Source organism: Algoriphagus ornithinivorans (genome assembly GCF_900115305.1).
Taxonomy (GTDB): domain Bacteria; phylum Bacteroidota; class Bacteroidia; order Cytophagales; family Cyclobacteriaceae; genus Algoriphagus; species Algoriphagus ornithinivorans.
The window spans coordinates 386,695-409,090 of sequence record NZ_FOVW01000003.1; the positions used below are offsets into that span (position 1 = coordinate 386,695).

Annotated in this window: 18 protein-coding genes; 5 read left to right on the forward strand and 13 right to left on the reverse strand. The window is 39.3% G+C overall.

The window, feature by feature from the left end:
• Window positions 1-362 precede the first annotated feature (362 nt).
• On the reverse strand, window positions 363-773 hold the full coding sequence (locus BM073_RS05955; protein WP_091651826.1) for a Spy/CpxP family protein refolding chaperone: 411 nt from the start codon (window positions 771-773) through the stop codon (window positions 363-365).
• A gap of 80 nt (window positions 774-853) precedes the next feature.
• Entirely contained in the window at window positions 854-2,185 is a 1,332-nt protein-coding gene (locus tag BM073_RS05960; protein WP_091651829.1) for an NAD(P)/FAD-dependent oxidoreductase, read from the reverse strand.
• A 142-nt stretch (window positions 2,186-2,327) separates the two neighbouring features.
• Between BM073_RS05960 and BM073_RS05965 the strand changes: the two genes are divergently transcribed.
• Window positions 2,328-3,035, forward strand: a complete 708-nt coding sequence (locus BM073_RS05965) for a YebC/PmpR family DNA-binding transcriptional regulator (protein WP_091651833.1) — start codon at window positions 2,328-2,330, stop codon at window positions 3,033-3,035.
• Window positions 3,036-3,058: 23 nt separating this feature from the next.
• On the forward strand, window positions 3,059-3,625 hold the full coding sequence (yjjX, locus tag BM073_RS05970; RefSeq protein WP_091651836.1) for an inosine/xanthosine triphosphatase: 567 nt from the start codon (window positions 3,059-3,061) through the stop codon (window positions 3,623-3,625).
• 205 nt (window positions 3,626-3,830) lie between these two features.
• On the opposite strand, the gene BM073_RS05975 is transcribed toward yjjX, so the two are convergent.
• Window positions 3,831-4,817, reverse strand: coding sequence for an NTPase (locus BM073_RS05975; protein ID WP_091651839.1), 987 nt, complete (start codon window positions 4,815-4,817; stop codon window positions 3,831-3,833).
• A 66-nt stretch (window positions 4,818-4,883) separates the two neighbouring features.
• Between BM073_RS05975 and BM073_RS05980 the strand changes: the two genes are divergently transcribed.
• Both BM073_RS05980 and BM073_RS05985 read left to right on the forward strand, forming a co-directional pair.
• A complete protein-coding gene (locus BM073_RS05980; RefSeq protein ID WP_091651841.1) occupies window positions 4,884-5,810 on the forward strand; it encodes a M28 family peptidase in 927 nt (308 codons plus the stop codon).
• A gap of 113 nt (window positions 5,811-5,923) precedes the next feature.
• Window positions 5,924-7,651: a chloride channel protein gene (locus BM073_RS05985; protein WP_245756376.1), complete on the forward strand. Its 1,728-nt coding sequence runs from the start codon at window positions 5,924-5,926 to the stop codon at window positions 7,649-7,651.
• 542 nt (window positions 7,652-8,193) lie between these two features.
• Here the strand turns inward: BM073_RS05985 and mtgA are convergent.
• From mtgA to BM073_RS06010, 5 genes are all read right to left on the reverse strand, one after another.
• Window positions 8,194-8,889 carry a monofunctional biosynthetic peptidoglycan transglycosylase gene (gene mtgA / locus BM073_RS05990; RefSeq protein ID WP_091651847.1) on the reverse strand — a complete coding sequence of 232 codons (696 nt, stop codon included), beginning with the start codon at window positions 8,887-8,889 and terminating at the stop codon, window positions 8,194-8,196.
• Entirely contained in the window at window positions 8,886-9,689 is an 804-nt protein-coding gene (locus tag BM073_RS05995) for a class I SAM-dependent methyltransferase (RefSeq protein ID WP_091651850.1), read from the reverse strand. Before BM073_RS05995 ends, mtgA begins: the two co-directional genes overlap by 4 nt.
• A gap of 47 nt (window positions 9,690-9,736) precedes the next feature.
• Complete coding sequence (locus BM073_RS06000) at window positions 9,737-11,641, reverse strand: DUF3858 domain-containing protein (RefSeq protein ID WP_091651852.1); 1,905 nt, start codon at window positions 11,639-11,641, stop codon at window positions 9,737-9,739.
• Complete coding sequence (locus tag BM073_RS06005; RefSeq protein ID WP_091651853.1) at window positions 11,638-13,560, reverse strand: DUF3857 domain-containing protein; 1,923 nt, start codon at window positions 13,558-13,560, stop codon at window positions 11,638-11,640. Before BM073_RS06005 ends, BM073_RS06000 begins: the two co-directional genes overlap by 4 nt.
• 195 nt (window positions 13,561-13,755) lie before the next feature.
• Window positions 13,756-15,603 carry a DUF3857 domain-containing protein gene (locus tag BM073_RS06010; protein ID WP_091651856.1) on the reverse strand — a complete coding sequence of 616 codons (1,848 nt, stop codon included), beginning with the start codon at window positions 15,601-15,603 and terminating at the stop codon, window positions 13,756-13,758.
• Between the two features lie 200 nt (window positions 15,604-15,803).
• Between BM073_RS06010 and BM073_RS06015 the strand changes: the two genes are divergently transcribed.
• The gene (locus BM073_RS06015; protein WP_091652030.1) at window positions 15,804-16,268 is read left to right on the forward strand and encodes a MaoC family dehydratase; all 465 of its coding nucleotides are present in this window, start codon (window positions 15,804-15,806) and stop codon (window positions 16,266-16,268) included.
• Here the strand turns inward: BM073_RS06015 and BM073_RS06020 are convergent.
• The 5 genes from BM073_RS06020 to BM073_RS06040 form a co-directional block, all read right to left on the reverse strand.
• Entirely contained in the window at window positions 16,265-16,990 is a 726-nt protein-coding gene (locus tag BM073_RS06020; RefSeq protein WP_091651859.1) for a tRNA threonylcarbamoyladenosine dehydratase, read from the reverse strand. The genes BM073_RS06015 and BM073_RS06020 overlap by 4 nt on opposite strands.
• Window positions 16,987-17,634 carry a TatD family hydrolase gene (locus BM073_RS06025; RefSeq protein WP_245756377.1) on the reverse strand — a complete coding sequence of 216 codons (648 nt, stop codon included), beginning with the start codon at window positions 17,632-17,634 and terminating at the stop codon, window positions 16,987-16,989. The genes BM073_RS06020 and BM073_RS06025 overlap by 4 nt, the downstream gene beginning before the upstream one ends.
• A gap of 42 nt (window positions 17,635-17,676) precedes the next feature.
• A complete protein-coding gene (locus BM073_RS06030) occupies window positions 17,677-18,999 on the reverse strand; it encodes a serine hydrolase domain-containing protein (protein WP_091651864.1) in 1,323 nt (440 codons plus the stop codon).
• 47 nt (window positions 19,000-19,046) lie between these two features.
• Complete coding sequence (locus tag BM073_RS06035; RefSeq protein ID WP_091652033.1) at window positions 19,047-21,479, reverse strand: outer membrane beta-barrel protein; 2,433 nt, start codon at window positions 21,477-21,479, stop codon at window positions 19,047-19,049.
• 206 nt (window positions 21,480-21,685) lie between these two features.
• Window positions 21,686-22,294 carry a superoxide dismutase gene (locus tag BM073_RS06040; RefSeq protein ID WP_091651867.1) on the reverse strand — a complete coding sequence of 203 codons (609 nt, stop codon included), beginning with the start codon at window positions 22,292-22,294 and terminating at the stop codon, window positions 21,686-21,688.
• Window positions 22,295-22,396: the final 102 nt, after the last annotated feature.

The window sequence follows — 22,396 nt, forward strand, 5'->3', positions numbered from 1 at the left end:
TTTACTTACCAGAAATTAATCCTTGAGAATATGCAGGAAGCCATTGGAACCAAAGAATAATGATGAATCCAGATGAATTTATTCTATTATCAAAATCTCTAATTGAGAAATGATATTGAAACTGAAGCATAACTTATTAGCTGAAAAATCTCAGGTAACAGGAAATAAAATAATGAGCAGAGACACCTGCGTTGTTATTTTTAAATTTTTTGATGGTTGGAATATAGAATAGCTTTTTCCGGAATGAGTAACTTTTACCATCAATTCTTTAAACCAAAAAAAGCGAGTGAAGACACTCGCTTTAGCCAATTTAGGCACTCGATCAATCCATGAGGGAATTAGCAATGGGTTTTACCTTTGCCTTAATTGCTCCCTCCGCCTCTTCTTCTTCGGAATTCCTCACTACTCATAATTTCTCCTCTTTGGCCTCTCCTATCTTGTCTTTCGGCTTTTAGCTCAACCCATTGTTTTCTCTGCTCTTCGGTTAAGACTTCGTTTAATCGCTCTTCATGTTTTTGAGCTTCTTCCTTACGGGCATCTGCCTCAGCTTTACGAGCCTGTCTTTCTTCCTCTCTTTTTTGAGCTAAATCCAGATGAATTACATAAATCTTTTCTTGTTGCTCCTTAGTCAAATTCAACTGCTTGGTCATACGTTCGGTCATCATCTTTGCCATCTCCTCAGGGTTAGGCCTATTATTACCGCGCTGTCCTTGAGCCATAACTCCAAAAGAAATCAAGGCCATTAATCCAAAACTTAAAATCCATTTTTTCATATTCTTCTTTATTTGATTTTGGTTATTAGACTGCAGTTGATGGATTGAGTTTAATACCGATTTGTTAATGAATCTAAATTCTACTTTTCCTCAATCAACTCTCTTCTTTCCGAGGCCCTGACATATTTTGGCTTGATCAATAAGCGAAGACTCGGATCAAAGGATAAGTAATTCCAAGACCAGTCCAGAAAAATCAATAGCTTATTTTTCACTCCCAAAATGGCCATTAGATGTACAAATAGCCATGTCAGCCAAGCAAATAATCCTTGGAACTTAATAAAAGGCAAATCCACTACTGCCAACTTCCTTCCGACTGTAGCCATTGAGCCCAAGTCTTTGTATTTGAAAGGTTCCCCCTCTTTCCCTTCCTCATATTTAACCAAATTCTTTGCTAAAGCACTAGCTTGCTGCAATGCTACCTGAGCTACTTGAGGATGCCCTTTTGGATAATCATCAATTTCCATCAGACAGATATCTCCTAAGGCATAAACCCCTTCCAAGCCGCGGACTTGATTGAATTTATCTACTAGAATTCTTCCATTTTTGGCAAAAAGCTCATCCTGCAAACCATTAATCCTATTAGGCTTAATTCCGGCTGCCCATAAGAGTGTTTGAGTTTCTATTTTATTGCCGTTTTCCAGGAAGACTTGTTGTCCATCATAATCCTGAACTTTAGTCTCCAGCTTGACTTCCACCCCCAATTTTTTCAAATATTCCAGCGCATGCTCTTTGGCTTCATCCGACATGGAAGCTAAGAGGGAAGGACCAGCCTCAATCAACACCACCTTCATATTTTTGAAGCTTAATTCAGGATAGTCTTTGGGAAGCACATTATTCCTTAGCTCAGCCATAGCACCGGCAAGCTCCACACCTGTTGGCCCTCCGCCAACGATCACCACATTCATCAGGGCTCTTCTGTTTTCTTGCTTTTCTATGTTGATTGCTTGCTCATAGTTGGAAATAATCTTATTTCTGATGTATAGAGCCTCTGAAACAGTTTTCATGGGAGAAGCAAAAAATTCTATGTTTTTGGCTCCAAAATAATTGGTATCTGCTCCCATGGCTAACACCAAATAATCGTAGTCCAAAAATCCTGAATCAGTGAACAAGCGCTTTTGAGCTGTGTCCACGGACTCAACTTCAGCCATTCGGAAGATTACATTTTTTGAATGATGAAATATTTTCCTGAGCGGAAAGCTAATTGCACTGGGCTCCAAACCTGCTGTAGCAACCTGATAAAAAAGTGGCTGGAATTGATGGTAATTATTTTTATCCAATAGGACTACCTGTAGTTTTTTCTTATTCAGATTTCTGGCGAGTTTGAGTCCCGCAAAGCCGGCACCTATGATCACTACCTTGGGATATGGGGATTGTGGAATATTGGGAAGGGGAGAGTGAGAGCGTTCCGTCATATACTAAAGTTTTTTAGATGATACGAAATCACACATAAAAAAGACGGGAATTCTTCAAAAAGTATGGGATGGATTAACTCTGACAATCCCACCGCTAAAAGGAAAAGATTTCTTATTTTTACGCCCTAAATCGAGCAAATCCATGGGAAGAGCGTTTGAATTCAGAAAAGAACGAAAATTCAAAAGATGGGACAAAATGTCCAAGGTCTTTACCAAATTAGGTAAAGAAATCGTGATGGCAGTAAAATCTGGTGGTCCGGATCCAACAGCTAACGCTAAATTGAGAACCATCATACAAAATGCCAAGGGTGCCCAAATGCCGAAAGACAGGATAGAGGCAGCCATCAAGAGAGCATCCAATAAGGACGAAAAAGACTACGAAGAAATTGTATATGAAGGCTACGGTCCATACGGTATTGCCGTATTGGTTGAGACTTCTACCGATAATATCAACCGAACTGTAGCCAACGTAAGATCTTATTTTACCAAAGCGGGTGGCTCTTTGGGAACTTCCGGTTCGGTAAGCTTCATGTTTGATCACAAAGCTGTTTTCAGATTCACCCAAGGCGAATTGGATATGGATGAGCTGGAATTAGAACTGATCGATTTCGGTTTGACAGACATCGATGAAAACGAAGGTGAAATTTTTGTTTATACAGAATTTGAAGACTTCGGTACCATGCAAAAAGCATTGGAAGAAAAAGGTATTGAAGTAATTTCCGCAGATTTCCAATGGTTCCCTACCACCCTGACTGAATTGACAGAAGAGCAGGAAGAAGTTATCAACAAGATGATTGAAAAGATGGAGGAGGACGATGATGTAAACAACGTATACACTAATATGGCCTAAGCGAAAGCTTGGGCTCTTTTTTTATGAATTTTCCCAGAAGACAGAATTTAAAGCAGCAAGAAAAACCACTTATTGTCGTAGGAAGTAAAAATCCGGTGAAAATAAACAGTGCCGAAGATGCATTTTCACTGGCCTTTTCAAAGGGATTCCACATCAATGGAATTACCACTTCCTCAGGAGTTCCTGATCAACCATATGGAGATGAAGAAACTTGGTTGGGGGCAAAAAACAGAGCACTCAATGCCAAAAAGAATTTTCCGGAAGGAAATTATTGGGTAGGTATTGAAGGTGGACTTGACCAAGATAAACATGGGATGTTTGCTTTTGCCTGGATTTATATTTTAGATGATAATGGGCAAGTTGGTCAAGCCAAAACCAGCACCTTCTATTTACCGGAAGGAATTGTCAGCTTGATCAAAAGTGGAATGGAACTGGGAGATGCAGATGATCAGTTTTTTTCAAGAACAAATTCCAAGCAAGAAGGCGGGTCAGTTGGTCTTTTAACAGAAGGAAAGCTTACTAGACGAGATTACTATTCTCAAGCAATTTTACTCGCTTTGATCCCTTTTTTGAACAAAAATTACTATTAGATGCGATTTTTCGAATAAATTTTTAAATAAAAGTCAGTTTTTTTTAAAAAATCTTTGAAACTATTGGATAATAGAAAAAAAGTAACTTCTTTAGTTACATACTATTTCATATTAACATATTTGTAACATATATATAAAGAAAAGTAAAAGTTGCTGTAATCACCCCTAAGTTTATTAGCGACAAAACCTCCCCTCTCGGGGAGGTTTATTTTTTTAGATTCCTGATGAAATTTCTTAATGCTATTCTCCAATCCGGATCAGCGTCCCATTCAGGACCTATATATAATTCATCTCTGACTAATAGCTTTATATAATATTTTACAACCGTACGGTTTTCTGTTTCAGGATTAGATTCCAAGCCCATACTTTTTTTGAGATCCGCCTCTCTACCTTCAACTTTTACCAATAAAAATTGAATCCTATCCCTGATTAATTCCTGATTGGTTTTTGCCTCGGTCAGCCAGGCAACTTCGTGAGGATATTCTGCCTTGAGAATTGACTCTATCTCTGCTTTTTGGGCTGCTTGCTCTGCCAAAATTCGTTCGGCTGACTTACCATATAAATCATATCTGAAATATGTCAATGAACCGGTTTCAGCACTTGAACCCTCTAAAGGAACACCCAATTTGAATACTTCCAGGTTCAACGGGTTTCTTGCAAAAAATTTACTGGAAGAAGCATCCTGTGCAGCTTGTCCTTGAGTCATGCCCGGAAACTCAGGAATATCAATTACCAATAGGTTTTTGGTTCTGACATTTTCTCCCAGCGCTCCGAACTGATCCGCCACTTCCTCGATTTTAGGTGCGCTCAATCCAAAAAGAGCCGTCGAGGTGATGACTTTACCATCTCCACTGAACTTTCCTACATGGATACTGGCATTGTTTCTCTGACGAGTGACTAGGATGATGTTTTTAATAAGGCGCTGCTCAAATGCCTTGGCGTAATTACTTTGTACTTCCTCCGATAAGGAAACCTGCTCGAGTTCATAATAAGCGACAGGGTCTCCTCCAGCTTTTACCAAGGCCGAATGAACCGAATCCGCAACAGCCTTCCAATCCATTACCGGTCTGGCAGCTGGATCGGCAGAGATCAAAACCACAGACTTTCCATCAAAAAAAGTCTCCGGTAAATTCCCTTGACTCCTGACTGGATGGGTCAAGAAGAGTATTGCCAGAAAAATTAAATATTTCATAGAGAAATGGAAGGAAAGAAACTTAAATTAAATTCGGACTTTAAATAACGAAATTTTAACCATCTCATGTACCAAAGACCAAAACTTCTCCTCTTTTTCATCATCTGCTTGGCTCATTTTTCTGTTTCTGCACAATCCTTACGGGAAAAAACTCTTATCAAACACATGGTTTACCTTTCTTCCGATGAGTTGAAAGGGAGAAAAACCGGTACCCCTGAAAACCTTAAAGCGAGAGAGTACATAGTATCCGAATTCGAAAAATCAGGATTAAATTCTCAATACCCCGATTATTTACAGGAATTTCAATTTTACAACCGAAGAGAGGGAAAAACCCTCACCGGAAAAAATGTAGTAGGATTTGTAGCGGGAACGGAGAGCAAAAAAATAATTGTGATCACAGCTCACTACGATCATGTAGGAGTAGGGAAAAAGAACGCTGAAGGCGACTCCATATATAATGGAGCTGACGACAATGCCTCTGGCACGGCAACTTTGATTGAAATGGCTGATTATTTTGCGAAAAATCCAGCCAAGCATAGCCTGATGTTTGCAGCCTTGGATGGAGAAGAAATGGGACTTCAAGGTGCAAAAGCACTGGTTGAAGATTTTCCCTTCGACTTGGAAGCGATCGCCCTGAATGTCAATATGGACATGATATCCAGAAATGAAAAAGGGGAATTATATGTTTCTGGAACTCACTACCATCCACAATTCAAACCGGCATTGGAGTCTGCCGCAGCTGATTCCGACATTCAATTAAAGTTTGGCCATGATATCCCAGGTACAGGTGCCGATGACTGGACGAAATCATCTGATCACGGTGCTTTTTTCGAAAAAAAGGTCCCTCATTTATACTTTGGAGTGGAAGACCATCAAGATTATCATCAGGTTTCTGATGAGTTCAAAAATATTAATCCAGAATTTTATGTGAAGGCCAGCCAACTCATTTTGAACTGCATTTTGGCTTTAGACGAAGATTTGGCAAAAGAATAGGAGATATTTTTCCTTTGTTCCATAGGTTACTTACTTTGTATGGAATTGAATAAAAGTAGATTTTGGCAAAAAATGATTTCATAACCAGACTCCTGATTTGGAGATTAAGGCATATGAGCAATCAAAATTTTATTTTGATTCTCAGTGGCATCATTGGTGTGATTTCTGGTCTGGCCGCAGTGATTCTCAAGCAAGGGGTACATGCTATCCAAAACTTTCTGACAGAAGGTTTTTATGTAGAATATGCCAATTTCATGTACATCATCTATCCAATTATTGGTATCGCTGCTGCCTTTCTTATTGGAAAGTTTCTTTTTAAGGATGTTGGTGGTCACGGGATTCCGGATGTACTGTTTACAATTTCCAAAAAGCAGAGTTTAATACCCAGGGTAAAGACCTACAGCAGAGTTATTACTTCAGCCTTGACTGTCGGTTTTGGAGGCTCCGTCGGATTAGAAGCACCCATGCTGGTAACAGGATCAGCCATTGGTTCCAATATTGGAGTTTTGGTACATCTCAACTCCAAAAAAAGAACCTTATTGATTGGCTGTGGAGCTGCGGGAGCGATCTCGGCCATATTTGGAGCACCAATTGGCGCAGTGATTTTTGCGATAGAGGTTATATTAATGGAAATCAGTACAGCAAGCTTTATCCCTTTGTTGATTGCCTCAGTGACGGGCTCCCTGACTTCCATGTTGTTGATTGGGGAAGATTCAGTCTTCAATTTCAATCTTCAGGAGGAATTTAGAGCGGCCCATATGCCCTATTATCTTTTATTGGGGATCTTCTGCGGCATAGTCTCTTTGTATTTCAGTAAGGCTGTAGTTCGAACAGAAAAAATCATGGAGGGACTGGAGAGCCAAACCATCAGAATTCTGTATGGTGGAGCTATGCTAGGGTTCATGTTATTTTTCTTTCCTCCTATCTATGGGGAGGGTTATGATACACTGAACTTGCTTATTGATGGCAACTCCAACCAGTTATTGGAAAAAAGTCCATTTTTCTCGGCTATAGAAAACCCATACATGATTTTGATTTTTTTGGCCTTAATTATCTTAATCAAACCCATTGCCTCCGCTTTGACATTGAGTGCAGGAGGATCGGGAGGGATATTTGCTCCTTCCTTATATGTAGGGGGTTTAGTAGGCTTTCTTTTCGCTTTTGGGAAAAACATGCTGGGAATTCACATTCCTCTGCCTCTCGCTCATTTTACCTTAGTGGCTATGTGCGGTGTCATGGCTGGAGTTCAGCACGCTCCTCTATCAGCTATATTCCTTATCGCTGAAATAACTGGGGGATATGAACTCTTTGTACCGCTGATGTTCGTTTCGGCCATCTCCTATATCACCACCACTTACTATCAAAAGGATAGCCTTTATATTCAACAACTCAAGGAAAAGGGTAAACAACTGCCCGAAACCAAAGATCAAGAGTTACTGGATATGATAGATATTTCTCATGTAATAGAAAGAGATTTATTGCCTATTCACCCAGAGTCCAAGCTGAAAGATTTGATCGACTTGGTTAAAATTTCCAAGAGAAATATTTTCCCTGTTGTGGACGAAAATAAAATACTCCGTGGAATCATCACCTTGGATGACATCAGGGATATCATGTTTGACTTAGAAAAGCAAGAAAACACTCAAATCAGGAGTTTAATGCATAGTCCTCCAGAAATCCTATTAGCTACTGAAAATATGCAAAAAGCCATGGAAAAGTTTGAAAAGTCAGGAGCATGGAACCTGCCTGTAGTAGAGGATGGACGCTATTTGGGCTTTGTTTCAAAGTCCAGAATCTTCAATTCTTACCGAAAAAGATTGATCCGACAGAGGCAGGATTAAGGCCGATTTAAAAGAATATTTGGATTTTGAAATTATCCACTTTTTAACATTCATTTTAACAGCCCTTTTTTCAGTTAGCTTCGATTATCCACAAATTTACCTATTATTGATCGCTATTAAAATACTGATTTTCAGCACTTTATTATGCCATTGTTGAAAAGTGTGGATAAATAATTGAAAATGTGGATAAAAATTTCTTGCATTTTTTAATCCTCAAAATTAGCCTGTATGAAGCATTTTTTAACTTGGAATTAATATTCGCTTAATATCAAAAATTAAGCCTTGATTTTTTTTTAAAACAAATTTTATTTGGATTCGTTGTCGTACAATACACTTTTTGAATCCTGAAAAACAGTTTTATTGTACTGAAAAAAAATTCAAGCTTTGAATATTACAATTTTGGTTCAGAAAGATCAATTTTAAGTCTTTAGCTATTCGCCTTGAGATCAAAGCGCTTAACTATGGAACAGCAATAAATTTCAATATTGGGTGAGAGTCTAGTAAAGGCTTTTTTGAAAAATAAAAGTCCCGATTGCAAAGCCCTAGTTTCCCCAGCCTAGGGGCTCAAGATTATTCATTTGTCTCAATATCCAACCTTGTCTTCCGGAGATGTAATTGGTAGGTCTCCTAGGACTCCATCTTATTGGGTTCGGTAATACTGCAGCTATCATGGCAGCTTCTCCACGAGTGAGTTTTTTGGCCGGTTTACCATAAAACGTTTGAGCCGCAGCCTCGATTCCATAGATTCCAGGGCCCATTTCTATGACATTTAAGTAAACCTCCATAATCCTTTCTTTGGGCCAGAGAAACTCTACTAGAACGGTAAAATAAGCTTCAAGCCCCTTTCTCACATAATTTCTACCTGGCCAGAGGAACACATTTTTGACAGTCTGCTGGGTAATGGTACTGGCTCCCTTTATTCTTTTACCTTTCTTATTCCCTTCCCAAGCTTTTTTCATGGCTTCCATATCAAAACCCGAATGCTGCAAAAACTTTTGATCTTCTGAGGCATATACCGCTTGAGGCGCATGCCTGGAGATCTCCTCCATCGGTACCCAGTCTTTGTAAAGCCTCAGTTCTTTTTTTTCATCCAAAGACTGCTCTACCAAACGAATCACCATTAATGGTGTAAGTGGAACAGGCACAAAGCGATAAATGATGACCAAACCAATTGATATGATAAAAAACCAAATAATGATTTTTAGGATAAATCTGCTGACCCAACGGATTATTTTCATGCTTTGCGCTTTGCTTTTGCCTGTACAAATTGATAAAAAAATACGGAATTTGAATCTTTGGCAATAGCTTCTAAATCTGATTCCATTTCCCTTACATCATTCTCACTGATTAAATCGGTATCTAACATGGGTTTAGCTGCACTTTTCATCAGCTCCTTCCAATAAGCTGTCATGCGCTTTAATTCCTCTGGCCTTGATTGATCCAAATGAAACCCCCCTCTTTGTAACTCTATTTCTCCGAAACCTACTTCATGCAGCAAATTTCCCAGCTTGACCCCAATATCAGGATCTCCTCCACTTTGAATCTGATAGGCGTTGTAAGCATTATAATATCGCTCCAGACCCGGCAATTTGGGTAAAAAATAAAAACTTGAATTGAAGACCTCTGTTAAATAGATAACCCCCTCAGGGTGCAAGTGCTCATAAACTGACCTTAGCACCTTTTTTGGTTCTTCTACATGCTCCAGAACCCAACAGATAAACCCAGCATCGAATTTTTCACCAAAATTCAATTCTGCTGCATCTTGATTGACAAAATTGATTTTTCTGTCCGAAAATCCGGATAAATTGATTTGGGCTTTTTCAATTTGAGACTTCTCTATTTCCACGCAGGTCAAGTCCAAGTCAGAATAAAGGCTCAATATTACCTGTGATTGTGCCCCAACTCCAGAGCCTATTTCCAATACATTCTTTCGATTTTTTAAATCAATGAAAGGATAAATTAAAGGAGTCAGAATACCCGCCTGGCTCATCAGCCGCTCCTGCTCCTCTGTCAGATATCCATGAATGTATTTTCCCATAATCTTCCGAAAATTACCGAAAATTCGCAGTTTTTATACTCCAGAAGCTAGTTAGCTTTCTTTTTTAATATTACAGGAAACTGTACACTTTCGGATACTTTTTCTGCGAAGGATTTCAACTCAGGGTAAGCGCGAGGGGAGTAATTTTTAACACGAATATCCAATTTGCTGACTATACGAATATGACCTTCTTCAATTTTTGACTCCAACAGATAGGTTAATTCCTTGTTCGGAGTGAAAAGAGACACAGATGGAGGGATTTCATCTACTTCATAACCTTCCGGAATTTCCATGTCGAGCTCAAAATTCTGATAAAAGGGATAATCAAAATCAATTGGATAAGTTCTCCTCGCTTCCAAAAAAGGATTTTCATAGAAAATGGATTCTTTAAAAGGGCTTAAAATCACAATTTCTTCTCCATCATTAAAGGCCGGCTTCTTGGCCTTTGAGAATAGATATCCTTCTTCTTGAAACTTATCATCAACAGTAATATCATAGTAGGAGTCGTCGAGGTCTTCAGGTTCAGGATTTGGACCTAATAGCTGATCTCTCAATGAAAGCACATTCAGCCCTTCTAGTTTGAAATTGATAGAATAAGCCCAATTTCCTATAGAGTCTTTTTCAACAGTAATCATCTGATTGGATCCAGAATTGTGCTTTAAGTCAATGGGAATCAGTTTTGATTCATCACCCCGAATCAAAAATCCTTGAGGCACCAATTTTTTGGGAGGAATTAATCCAAAAGATAGATAAGGATCGGTGGCATCCAGCCAAAACACTGAATCTCTGATCTCTAGTCTCACGAGAGAATTTGAAAACTGATTAAGAAAAGGGCTGGGGATTAAATCTGTTCTGTTCTCGCCTTTTTGATTGACCAACACTAAATCCGCAGTGATTCCATGGTCTTGAAGCAGGTTAAGCAGAGTCAGGTGAATGTCTAAATGGTTCCCTTCTCCTTTTTTGAGCAAAGACCTTGCGTCTTGGGTAGGTAGCGGATAAATACTTGGCTGTACTTTAAACCTGTCCTTGACAAAACGGTAAATTTTTTCTGCCGTTTCAAGATCATTAGTACCATACAGCACATCTTTAATACCCAATTTTTTCACTGAGTTCCCCTTGAAATAAGATTCAAATGCTGGAATAGACTGGATACGTGTTCCCAACTCTTCCCAGGTAGAGTAGACTATTGGCTGAAACTGGGTTCCATCCTGAAATAAAAAGCCCTCGACCCTAAACACATAATCCAAGGGATTACTCAGGTAAGGTTCAAGTCGAAATGAAGGAATATTTTCAAGATTCCAGTAAAACCTATCTCTTGAAGGAGAAACTTGAAGCATTTCCCGAACGGGAGTACCCTGGGTGACGAGTTGATATCGAAGATAGTCTGGTACTTGAAAAGTATATTCAGATCTGAGTTTTGGGTAAGTACCCTGAAACTCCCATCCTTCCAATAAATAGTACTCACGATCAACCTTCACGTACTTCCACTCCAGGATGGAGCCTTTTTTTACTTGAGGGAAAACAATCCTATAATCGGACCAACCATTTGCATTATCAGACCTAAAAATGTGTTCATCTCCCAGTCTAATACTTTTCCTTTCATCTCCATCCAAATAACTTACAGTAGCTCTTAATTCAACAATTTGCTCAATCTTTAAATCACGTGCGGTGAAAAAAGGGATGGTGATATTGCCAAAATTATCTGGGTTGTCTCCAAGAATTTTGTATCTAAAATGGTATTCTGTGACAAGGCCTATCACCCAGCCTTCCCCCTCTTTGATTAAGGGATAAGTGACTCCCCCCTCGTAAAGAGAGACAACCTTTGCCTCTTTTTCGAAGAAAACTGAATCCAGCTCTTTTTCAAATTTGCTATAAATTCCAAAGCTAACTTGCCCAAAACTTGGCCAAGAAAGGATAATAAATACCCATATCAGCCCTATTCGTGAGCTCAAGGATTACTTACTTTTTTTAAGACCAAAGGAGCATTCATTTTAGTAGCCACAGTTTCCATAAAATATTTCAAATTGGCATACTGCCTGACATCGATGGTTGGTTTTTTGACTTCGAGCTTTGCTACAATCTGAACTTTATCTCCCATTAGCACTGGATTATAAGAAAATAACACTTCCCCATTTTTCATGCTGATTGCTTCCTTGAGAGGATAATCGTCCAACTCATAACCTTCGGGAATTTCCAGCAGGGTAGAATAAGTCTCTGAAAATGCAAAACCAAAATCGACAGGGAAAATCCTGAAATCCTGAGTAAAAGGATTTTTACTGAAGGTTGCGACTTTAAAAGGAGTAAGCATCATCAAGGTAGCCTCCTCCGAATTTTGCCCTTGGATCTTGATCGTATAATTTGTGGTGGTGTAATTGTCCTCCTTAAGATTATCCTGCATATCTATATTGACTACTTCCCAGGTTGGATCCAAAGTAAATAGCTTCTGAAGGGGTTCATTGTTTTTTTTGAGATTTTGGGATCGATGTGACATCTGCAAACCCTCGTAAAAATATCTGCGAAGCGATCCTTCTACAATCAAATTCTTTTCCTCATCAAATTTCAAAACTGAAGTAAATACTGAATTCGAATTATGAGGAATATTGATAGGAACTAATTGGCTATTTTCTTTGGTCAGAAACAACCCTGCTTTTACATGTTTATCCAAGTCAACATATCCGAAAGGAGCCAGAGGATCCTCCAGATCCAAGAGATATTCTTTGCCGTCCAGCTTCGCATGAAGCAATACACTATTAAACTGGTTGATAAATGGAAAAGGTACTAAATCACTTCTTCCACTACCTTTTGACCCTACCAAAATTGGATGGCACTCTATCCCCATAGATCTCAAAATACCCATTAATGCCAGGTCCAGTTCTACTGCCGAACCCACTTTGGTTTTGACTAACTGAGATATTTGCTGGTCTGGAAAGAAACCACTTTCAGTGTTAAGTTGAAAATTCTGCTGAAGGTAATAATATGCCTTTTGAGCCTTCTCCAGCTCAGTGCTTCCTTCGAAGTCTACGCCATCCATTACTTTTTCCAAAGGAGAGCTTCGGAAATACCCCTTATCCGTATAACCTCTCAAAACCTCATCTCCCAGCACAATCCAATTTTTCAGTACATCTTCCCATTCGTACAGGGTTTTTTGATAACGTGAAAGCTGGAATTCAACCCTTTCTCTATAATCCGCAAAATTATTCATGTAAGGCTCCGCCTTCAGGGAATTCAGCTTCCTCAACGTCCAAGTGTAAGTCCCATTATTTACAGTTTTTTCTGAGGTAGTATTATACTTTGTTCCTTGACCAATCATCTTGTATTCCAATTGCGGAATCATGGTGATACTGTAAGAAGACATGATGGTTGGAATATCATTTTGGAATGTCCATCCATCTAAAAGGGTGATATTCTTATCCGTTTTCTTATACGTATACTCCAGAATAGAGCCCACCTTCACATTGGGAAATGTAATCCGGTATTCCTTCCATCCATTTCCTACCTCAACTTCAAAAATCTGATTTTTATCCACCTTAATGGACTGTGGCTCATCTCCCTCAAAGTTGGTGATCAAAGCCTTTAAACCACTGATTTCTTCCGTTCTATTATCACCTGAATAGAATGGAATCTTTACATCTCCCCGAGCTATTCCTGACTCCTTTAGAATTTTGATCCTGAAATGGTATGTTGTTTCAAAAACTTCCCCGAAGAATTTGGAAACCCCTTCCTCGAAAAGTACAACCGCCTCCGCATCTGGTTCAAAATCAACTTCCGAATAAGAAATTTCATTGGAATTATATTTTCCAAATTTCTCCTTTTGGGCATATCCTGAAAGATGCAATAAAAAGAGAAGGCATAATAAAAGTTGCTTTTTCATGTGTTTATAAGTTGTATGTCAAAGGTCACATGGAATCTCGCTTTTAGCATATTCGTCCCAGTGTGTACCATTTTTGTCATGCTCGATTTCATCTGTTTATAATTTGTTTTTTAGGGGTCATCCCGATGACTTTCGGGAGGAATGCCCAGGATAATCATCCCCTTGTGTGAGATATTTTCTCATGGGCATTTCATATTATTTTTGACTTAGGCTGGGCTTGGTAAAATGGTAGGTTCCATATCCTACCGAGTTGATTTTACTAATCAGGACTTTCTTGGAATCTTCATCCTTAGGATCTTTGATGGAAACCTTAATTTTTCTTGTAACCAGAAGCTGATTGTCTTTCAACTGATTTTCTATGTGAATGCTATATTCCTCCTCCTTGATTTCCAGGGGCTCAAGATTGAATTCTGATACTACTCCTTTTGGGAGATCTATGGCATAGGTTTCTTCCAAATCAAAATTTTTGAAACCTATTTCATCTAATTTTATTTTGGTGAAAAATGGCTTCAGCAAAAGGCGTTTGGCGGTAGTCTGAGCAAATTTTTGAACAATTCCTTTGACCGTTCTATCAGCTATAGGTAAGGAATCCAACTGCTCGGATTCAAATTGATAATCTTGAATTACCAATCCGGAAATAGCCGAGTTTTTATTGAAATAATCTCGCTGCTGTCTGGAATCAAGCTGTCTGGAAATACTAACAGCCTTGTAAGCTGGATTCCCTTCCAAGTGCTGCTTCATAGTCATCGTGGCATCCCCTTTCTCATCCAGTTGGAGAAAATACTCATTCTCCACCCGGTTCCACGTACTTTCCTCATAGCTTGGGGTTTTGGCTAAATATCCCCCGGTTGGAGTCACTACTAAAACATGTCGGTCATTGGTAAATGAACCCAAGTAGCCTGCCGGCAAACTATTGGAAGTACACTCCAGCCATACGGGTTGCTGATCTATTTCTGCTCTTAAAATGACATGATTAAATTGATTGGAAGGGAGATCTGTGCGAATATCTGATTCTCCCTCGCCAGCATAGACCAAGGTGTAAAACGCAGGAATTCCAGCTGCTTCCAGCATGGCTTTCATGAGATTGGTCAAGCCTTTACAATCCCCGTAGGAATATTTGACCGCGTCTGTAGCAGTCATGGTTTGCCAACCACCTATGCCTAATTGTATACTGACGTAGCGAAAGTTTTTCTGCAGGTAAGTATATAGGATTGAAATCCTTTCATAGGGATCGTCTATCCCTTCTACCAGCTTCAGGATTTTTTCTTTAAACTCTTGAGGCAACTGATCCCTTCCTTCATTGAGTTTGTATTTCCACAAGCCCAATTCTGACCAATCATTCATAGATCCTTGAAAACTCTCTAATTTGAATTCCTTGGGAGCGATATATAAACGATGATCATCCTCTTCTCGAATGCTGAGATCCTGTACAGGTAAATTGGATTCTTTCCATACCAACTTTTTCCTTCCGTCAGCCAAGGATTCTTCAGTCTTGTTTCCAGAAAGGTGCTGTTCCTGATAGCGAATCCCAATAGATTCAGGGTAAATGATAGCTAATTCAGCTTTATCCAATTTCTGAAAAGTGCTTTCTACAGGAATCCAGGGTTGAAAACTGAAGTTGGATTGGAAATAAACCTCAGTCTGAATATGAACCTCAATCGGAAATTTGGCTGAGTTCACGACATAATATTTCTGTCTATTATCTGCAAAAACGGAGAAACCATCATATAACTCGGCGTCTTGCAAATCTTTCATTTTGGCTTTTTGGATAGTTTTGCCTGTTGCAGGATCTATCACCTCCAGACTAAAACCTTTAATTTGGACCAGTTTATCATAAAAAATCCTGACTGAAGCATGACCTAATCCTTCCGCGCTCAAGACAGTTATTTTCTTGTTAGTCTTAAGTGTATAACCAAAATTCTGATCAATTATCAGCTCTTTGGAATGTGAAATGGAGGAATAAACGGGAGGTTCTTGAGAAAATTTAGAAACCAGGGGATCGGTTAAAAAGCTAGCCCACAGGGCTAACAAGACAAATATCATATTCAAAATACTATAAAATTCGCAAGAAAATTAATAATTAAATTTTCAAAATCAAGAGAGATTTAAAATTTTCAAACGAAATTTTTTTCAGACTATAAAACTTGCATTTCATCCACTTTTGAGTGCATCCCGAGATATATTTTTACTTGGATTTCATAAAATATCTAAGCTATTTGAAGCTTAAAATAGAAACCACCAGTATGAACCCTGTAATTATTAGAAGCTTTGAAGATTTCGAACAGTACAACGGAAAGGAAATCGGAACTTCAGACTATTTCAAAATCACTCAAAAACAAATCAATCTTTTTGCGGACGCAACCCATGACCATCAGTGGATTCACACTGATCCGGAAAGAGCAAAAGTAGAAGGTGCTTTTGGAAATACCATTGCCCATGGCTATCTGACGCTGAGCATAGTTCCTCACCTTTGGGAGCAAATAGTCAAAGTAGAAAATCTCAAAATGATGATTAACTACGGCATCGAATCCCTGAGGTTTGCACAAGCAGTGACTGTAGACAGCGAAGTACGTTTGGTTGCCAACTTGAAAAACGTAGCCAATCTCCGTGGGACTGTGAAAGCGGAAGTGGAAGTGAAACTGGAAATTAAGGACCAGAGAAAACCGGCATTCACCGGCGTCCTGATTTTCTTATATCACTTTAATTAAGTAGCCAATAAATCATTGACCACCGTTGCCGCACAAGAGCAACCAAATGCTGCTGGCAAGAATGACATGGTACCGTAGGCAGATTTTTTAAAATTAGATCCATCTGTCATCATCAGACTTTCTTTTCTAACAGTTTCTGAAGAAAACACTGCTTTGAATCCGGTATAGATTTTTTTACTCTTGAGCCTCTTTCTCACCATTCTTGCCAGCTTGCATTCATAAGTATCTGCAATATCGACTACTCTGATTTGGGTAGGATCTACTTTTCCGCCTGCACCCATAGAGCTGACTAAAGGAAATCCTCTTCTAAATGAACCCTCTATCAAATGCAGTTTGGGAGAAAGACTGTCAATACAATCCACCACATAATCAAATTCATTGGCTTGGAGCAATTCGTTCATGGCACCTGGATCCAAGAATTTTTTCAGTGTATGAATTTTTAGATTGGGGTTGATAGACAAAAGCCTTTCTTCCATCCATTCGGCTTTGGATTGCCCTACGTTCTTTTGGGTCGCGGGCAATTGTCTGTTGCAATTGGAAATATCCACGCTATCACCATCGATAATGGTCATCTCTCCCACTCCTGAACGACAGATAAACTCAGCTGCAAAAGAGCCCACTCCTCCTAATCCTACCACCAAAACATGCTTTTGAGCCAATTTTTCCAGACCTTCTCTTCCGGTAATTAATTCGGTCCGGCTCAGCCAGGCAAAATCACTCATCTTAAATTTTTTCTTGCTATTCGATTCCAGTTTTCTTCCGTCAAGGCCATCAAGTCCTCCAAAGAAAGGCCCAAAATTAAAGAAGCGGACTCATATATGGAATCTATCTCGAGCTCTGAATCGTCCGTTTCCAGAAAAATTTTGTGTTTGGGACAGGCTTTAAGCCAATTTTGTGCGTTGGAGTCTTCTTCTAAAATCGCTTTTCCAAAAGAAAAGGAAACAGGAAAATCTTCGAGCTGTTTGGCCAATCTTGGCTTCAAATTCCATCCATGCCAAATGATCTGTGGAGATTTTGAATTGTTTTTTAAAAATTCTACCAATAAATCATGTCCCTTCACGCAATGTAAAATCAAAGGAATACCCCATTCATAGGCTAAATTGAACTGGGCTTCAAAAGCTTCTTTTTGTATGATGATTTCGGGCCCCTTAATTCTATCAAAGCCCGCTTCACCAATTGCCAATAAGCGAGGTTCGGATTCCAACTCAAGAATTGTCTGAAAAGCTTCCTGCCAATTCTGTTTTAAATACCAGGGATGGAAACCCAAAGAAAAATATCCTGTTTCAGGAATCCTTTGACCGAGGATTACATTTTGAATGCAATCCGCCTCCTTTTTCTGATGTGTATGAAAATCAAAAGCACGCACACCCAAATATGAAAAAAAGCCGGATTACTCCGGCCTTTGATGTTATTTCTTTTTATAGCTAAAGGTTCCTCCTCCTTGTTTGAAGGTAAGTTCCCCCTTTTCGGGATCAAAGATAAATACCGCTCCTACTGCAGAAAATTCGAATTGATGCTTGCCGGTAGGTTCCAATCTGGTATCAGGCTGACCGCTTGGTTTTGCGACTAGGGTGTCGCCATCTTTGACAAAAGTAAAATTGATTGGAATTTGAGTAGTCACGTATTCACCTACATATAAGTCCAAGTCAGAAGGATTAACAGCGTAAGTCTGAAAAGTTGGGATTTTTACCTCATTTCCATAATTCGCATTCAGTAAGGTAAGGGTAACCTCATTTGCATTCCAGTTTAAACCATTGGAAAGGGTCACAATTGCTACCTGATCGTCCGGAAAATAACCCAACAAGGAGCGGAAACCGTCTATTCCACCAGTATGGCCATAAGCTTTTCTATCGTAATACGGGAAAGTAAACATTCCTCTACCATACCCTTCTTTGATTTCCATCATTTTAGCCAAGCTACTTTCTGAAATCAATTTTCCATCAAATAGCCCTTGGATGAAAACGATCAGGTCACTCACAGTGGACGAAATAGCGCCTGCTCCCAAAGGAATGCTCGGATGGGTCTCATTTTCAACTTTCCAAGTTCCGTTATAAGCGTAGGATTTCGCTTCATTTTGACTGACATCAACGGATTCAAATACCTCCGTATTCTCTAAACCTAGAGGTTGACTTATCTTTTTTGCCAACAATTCGCCGTAGCTACTTTCATATGTTTTTTCCAAAATAAAGGTCAACAAGATATAATTTGAGTTGCTATATGCTGCTTTGGAATTAGGTTCAAAATCACTTCCTCCTTTTTGGACAATAGCAATCATTTCCTCTTCAGATTTTGGCTCGGTACTGTAGCTCAAATAGTTTTCATCATCAGTAAAATTATGAATGCCACTTCTATGATTCAGAAGCATGTCCACAGTAATTTTGTCTGCATTGGGAATCTGGGAATAGAAATCCGAAAGCTTTTGATCCAATTGAAGCTTACCTTCTTCTACAGCCTTCATGATCAAAACAGAAGTGAACATTTTGGATATTGAGCCGATCCTGAACTTGGTGTTTTCATTTAGCTTTTGTCCTTTTTCGAAATCAGCAAATCCTATGGATCGACTGTAAACCTTTTCCCCATTTTTCGCAATCATGACAGTTCCCATGTATTTGTCATGGAAATCCAAAGAATCAAAAACCTGATCAGCTTTAGAAAAATCCTGGGCCTTTGTCAATCCAGGGTAGAATAAAGTCAAGCCTGCAGCTAAGGCAAATAAGAATGTTCTTTTCATAGTTTATAAGAATAAAAATCCCTTCCCATACTGGGAAGGGATTGACATTAATTTAAGCGATTACGCTCCTCTGTACTTCCTGTGCTGGAATTCACTCGGAAACTTTCTCCTTGAGCAAATCTCCATCTCAAGGTAAATCTGATCCCCTGATTGCTTCTGTATTGTCTGAAGCTGGTGTCAATATCTGCGAAATTCACATTAGCTCTGATCTCTTGAGTTCTAAACAAGTCAGTTCCATTCACAGCCAGCGTCAATTTATCCTTCATCAAAGACTTGGTCACTCCTGCCTCAACCCAACCGAAGCCGTCTATGGTGCCCTGTCCCCAGATTTGAGGTCCAATATACATACCGATCAATTCCAATTTGAATCCGGCTGGTAAGGTCAGATTGTGCTGAGTTCTCATCATAAAGGAAGTCTGATCCTGATCCAAGAAGTCATCTCCTATCTGAGATTTGAAGCGGTTATAATTTACCTGAAGCATATTGGATGTGCTCCACCATTCTTTGATTTGAACCGGAACTATGGCTCTGAAGTTTGCATTTCGCGTCTTGTCAAAGTTGTCAGTGAAGGTAGTGGTAGTTCGACTTTCCTGATCTTGCATAAACACCTGCATAAATGCATCCTCCGTCTCGCTATACCCCAAAGTAAATTGGTACGCTCCTTTTACCACGTGGTTCATTTCAAAATTATTGGAATACTGAGGCTTCAAACCTGGATTTCCCTGCTCTGAAGTCAAAGGGTCTATGTAATAAATAAAGGGGTTCAACAAACGGTAATTTGGACGGGTAATCCTTCTGTTTGCATTGTAAATGATCTGATAGTTATCGCTTACTTTATGCTGTACAAATACACTAGGGAATAAATTGAAGTAGTTCTGCTCATTGATTTGATCCAGTGTAACTGAGTTTCCTCTGATATCAGAATATTCCCCTCTCAATCCAGCCTGATAGCTGACTTTTTCGGAAAACTTCCCTTTGTAAGAGGCATATGCTGCCAACACGTTTTCATTGTAGATAAAACGGTTGCTGCTTGGGTCAGGCTGAAATGGGCCATCTTCGTTTGCTCTTTGCAAGTCCAAATCATTATCTGATTTTACCCAAGAACCTTTCAAGCCTGTTTCAAAGGAATTCCCGTTTTTTAAAGGCTTTACAAAATCCACTTTTGCTGTGAAAATATTGTAATACATTTCATTCAAAGTCAGAATTTGATTTCTCATACCTGATCCTTGATCTTCTCCGGACCAATAAGTGTTTCCCAATAAGGACTCACTGTTGGCATTCATTCTAGTAAAATCTATATCAGAGCTGATTTTAGTACCCAAGGTATCCAACTTTGCATCGTAGTGAAGATTCGCAAAGATTCTGTCGCTATGGCCATTTGCATCATTTCTACTGTCCAAATAGTCAATGATATCCGTACCTGGATTGGTAATATTAGTCAGGGAGGTAGAGGTATTGACATCATTGGAAGTGGATGCCTGAATATTCAATCCCAGGTTTTGGTTTTCGTTGATCTCGTAATTTGCAGCACCATTGAAGAACCAGTTTTTATCACGCTGGGTAATTCTTGAGTCTTGATTGAAATTGGAAATTCCTTCAGGCAACGTAAAGTTTCTATTGATGTCCAAATCATTGAAAATGGCATATTGATTATGATTGAAATTGGCATTGGTTGTCCATTTTCCTTTTTTCACATTCAATGCCACTCCTCCTATAGGAGCCCAAAGTCCATTGTATTGCCCGCCTAACTGCACATTTCCAAAAACTCCATCAACAGTATTACGCTTCAGTTTGATGTTGATTACACCAGCAGCTCCTTCCGCATCAAATCTTGCAGATGGGTTGTTGATCACCTCCAGGCTTTTGATATTATCTGCAGGCATAGATCTAAGGAAGTTAGCTAAATCCGTGGCAGACATATACGTTTGTCTATCATTGATCATGACTACCACGCCAGAACGACCATTCAAATTGATGATTCCATCCTGATCTACATAGACTCCCGGGGATCTTCCGATGACATCTAATGCATTGGATCCTTCGGCCATGACAGTGCCTTCTACATTGACCACTGTCTTATCAGGTTCGATGATGATTTCTGGACGCGTGGATTTAACTGTTACCTCATCCAAGCCGGTCATTTCGTCCTGAATGTTGACAGTTCCCATATCCTTTATAAGTCCCGGAGTCAATTCAAAAGGTTCAGAAGTGTAGGTACTGAAACCAATGGAAGAGACCACCAGAGAAACTTTCGCAGATTTAACGGACTCGATGATAAATGATCCGTCTTCATCTGAAACTGCTCCGTCAATCAATCCATTGCCTTCCACAGCTATCAAGGCTACGTTGGCATAGGCTACAGGAGCACCTTTTTGATCTAAAATTTTACCGGATATCCGGCTCACCTCTTTTGCGGCGAGATTACTAAGCCCTAATAGGTAAACAAATAGGGTCAAAAATAAATAGTTGGCAGTTTTCATTTTCAAATAAGATTGAATGTTATTCTTGCCAACTATTGAAAATGAAATGCCATGAATAGAAAATAAGCTTAAAATAGCTTTAAAGGGCATTTTATTGAAAATCAAAAAATCTTCTGCGTTCACTAGCGTACAGTATTTCGTCAGCTAACGGACAAAAAAAAGCCCTAAGGTTTTTCCTTAGGGCTTCTCTTTATTCTTATAACAGCTTATTTCAAAGCCGCTAAGTAACGCTTATTAACTTCTTCCCAATTGATGACATTCCAGAAAGCAGAAATGTAATCAGGTCTTCTGTTTTGATAGTTGAGATAGTACGCATGCTCCCACACATCTAAACCTAAGATAGGTGTTCCTTTGATTTCTGCTACATCCATCAAAGGGTTATCCTGATTTGGAGACGAAGTAACTTCTAATTTTCCAGCTGCTGTCACTACTAACCAAGCCCAACCTGAGCCAAATCTTGTAGCCGCCGCTTTGTTAAATACTTCCTTGAAAGAATCAAAATTTCCAAACTTAGCATTGATTGCATTCCCTACTTCTCCACTTGCTTCACCGCCTCCGTTAGGGGAAAGAATTGACCAGAATAAGCTATGGTTAAAGTGACCACCGCCGTTGTTTCTTACAGCAACATTGGAGCCAGCTACTGCCATTAGCTCTTCCAAAGATTTTCCTTCTAGATCAGTACCAGCTACGGCATTATTCAAATTAGTAACGTAACCGTTGTGGTGTTTTCCATGGTGAATTTCCATGGTACGAGCATCGATATGTGGCTCGAGCGCATTAAAAGCATAAGGTAATGATGGGAGTTCAAAAGCCATTTTTTATAAAATTTTTTGGTTAAACTTTGATTTAAAATCCTTTAAAGAATCTGTGTAGAAAACCAAGTCAGGAAAGAAAAGGTTCTGAAAAGTATGATTTCC

Excerpts from the sequence above, each read along its gene's own strand:
- BM073_RS05965 (WP_091651833.1), top strand. The coding sequence starts at position 2,328 with ATGGGAAGAGCGTTTGAATTCAGAAAAGAACGAAAATTCAAAAGATGG.
- mtgA (WP_091651847.1), bottom strand. The coding sequence starts at position 8,889 with ATGAAAATAATCCGTTGGGTCAGCAGATTTATCCTAAAAATCATTATT.
- BM073_RS05995 (WP_091651850.1), bottom strand. The coding sequence starts at position 9,689 with ATGGGAAAATACATTCATGGATATCTGACAGAGGAGCAGGAGCGGCTG.
- BM073_RS05975 (WP_091651839.1), bottom strand. The coding sequence starts at position 4,817 with ATGAAATATTTAATTTTTCTGGCAATACTCTTCTTGACCCATCCAGTC.
- BM073_RS06010 (WP_091651856.1), bottom strand. The coding sequence starts at position 15,603 with ATGATATTTGTCTTGTTAGCCCTGTGGGCTAGCTTTTTAACCGATCCC.
- BM073_RS06015 (WP_091652030.1), top strand. The coding sequence starts at position 15,804 with ATGAACCCTGTAATTATTAGAAGCTTTGAAGATTTCGAACAGTACAAC.
- BM073_RS06005 (WP_091651853.1), bottom strand. The coding sequence starts at position 13,560 with ATGAAAAAGCAACTTTTATTATGCCTTCTCTTTTTATTGCATCTTTCA.
- yjjX (WP_091651836.1), top strand. The coding sequence starts at position 3,059 with ATGAATTTTCCCAGAAGACAGAATTTAAAGCAGCAAGAAAAACCACTT.
- BM073_RS05960 (WP_091651829.1), bottom strand. The coding sequence starts at position 2,185 with ATGACGGAACGCTCTCACTCTCCCCTTCCCAATATTCCACAATCCCCA.
- BM073_RS05985 (WP_245756376.1), top strand. The coding sequence starts at position 5,924 with ATGAGCAATCAAAATTTTATTTTGATTCTCAGTGGCATCATTGGTGTG.
- BM073_RS05980 (WP_091651841.1), top strand. The coding sequence starts at position 4,884 with ATGTACCAAAGACCAAAACTTCTCCTCTTTTTCATCATCTGCTTGGCT.
- BM073_RS06035 (WP_091652033.1), bottom strand. The coding sequence starts at position 21,479 with ATGAAAACTGCCAACTATTTATTTTTGACCCTATTTGTTTACCTATTA.
- BM073_RS05955 (WP_091651826.1), bottom strand. The coding sequence starts at position 773 with ATGAAAAAATGGATTTTAAGTTTTGGATTAATGGCCTTGATTTCTTTT.
- BM073_RS06040 (WP_091651867.1), bottom strand. The coding sequence starts at position 22,294 with ATGGCTTTTGAACTCCCATCATTACCTTATGCTTTTAATGCGCTCGAG.
- BM073_RS06020 (WP_091651859.1), bottom strand. The coding sequence starts at position 16,990 with ATGAGTGATTTTGCCTGGCTGAGCCGGACCGAATTAATTACCGGAAGA.
- BM073_RS06030 (WP_091651864.1), bottom strand. The coding sequence starts at position 18,999 with ATGAAAAGAACATTCTTATTTGCCTTAGCTGCAGGCTTGACTTTATTC.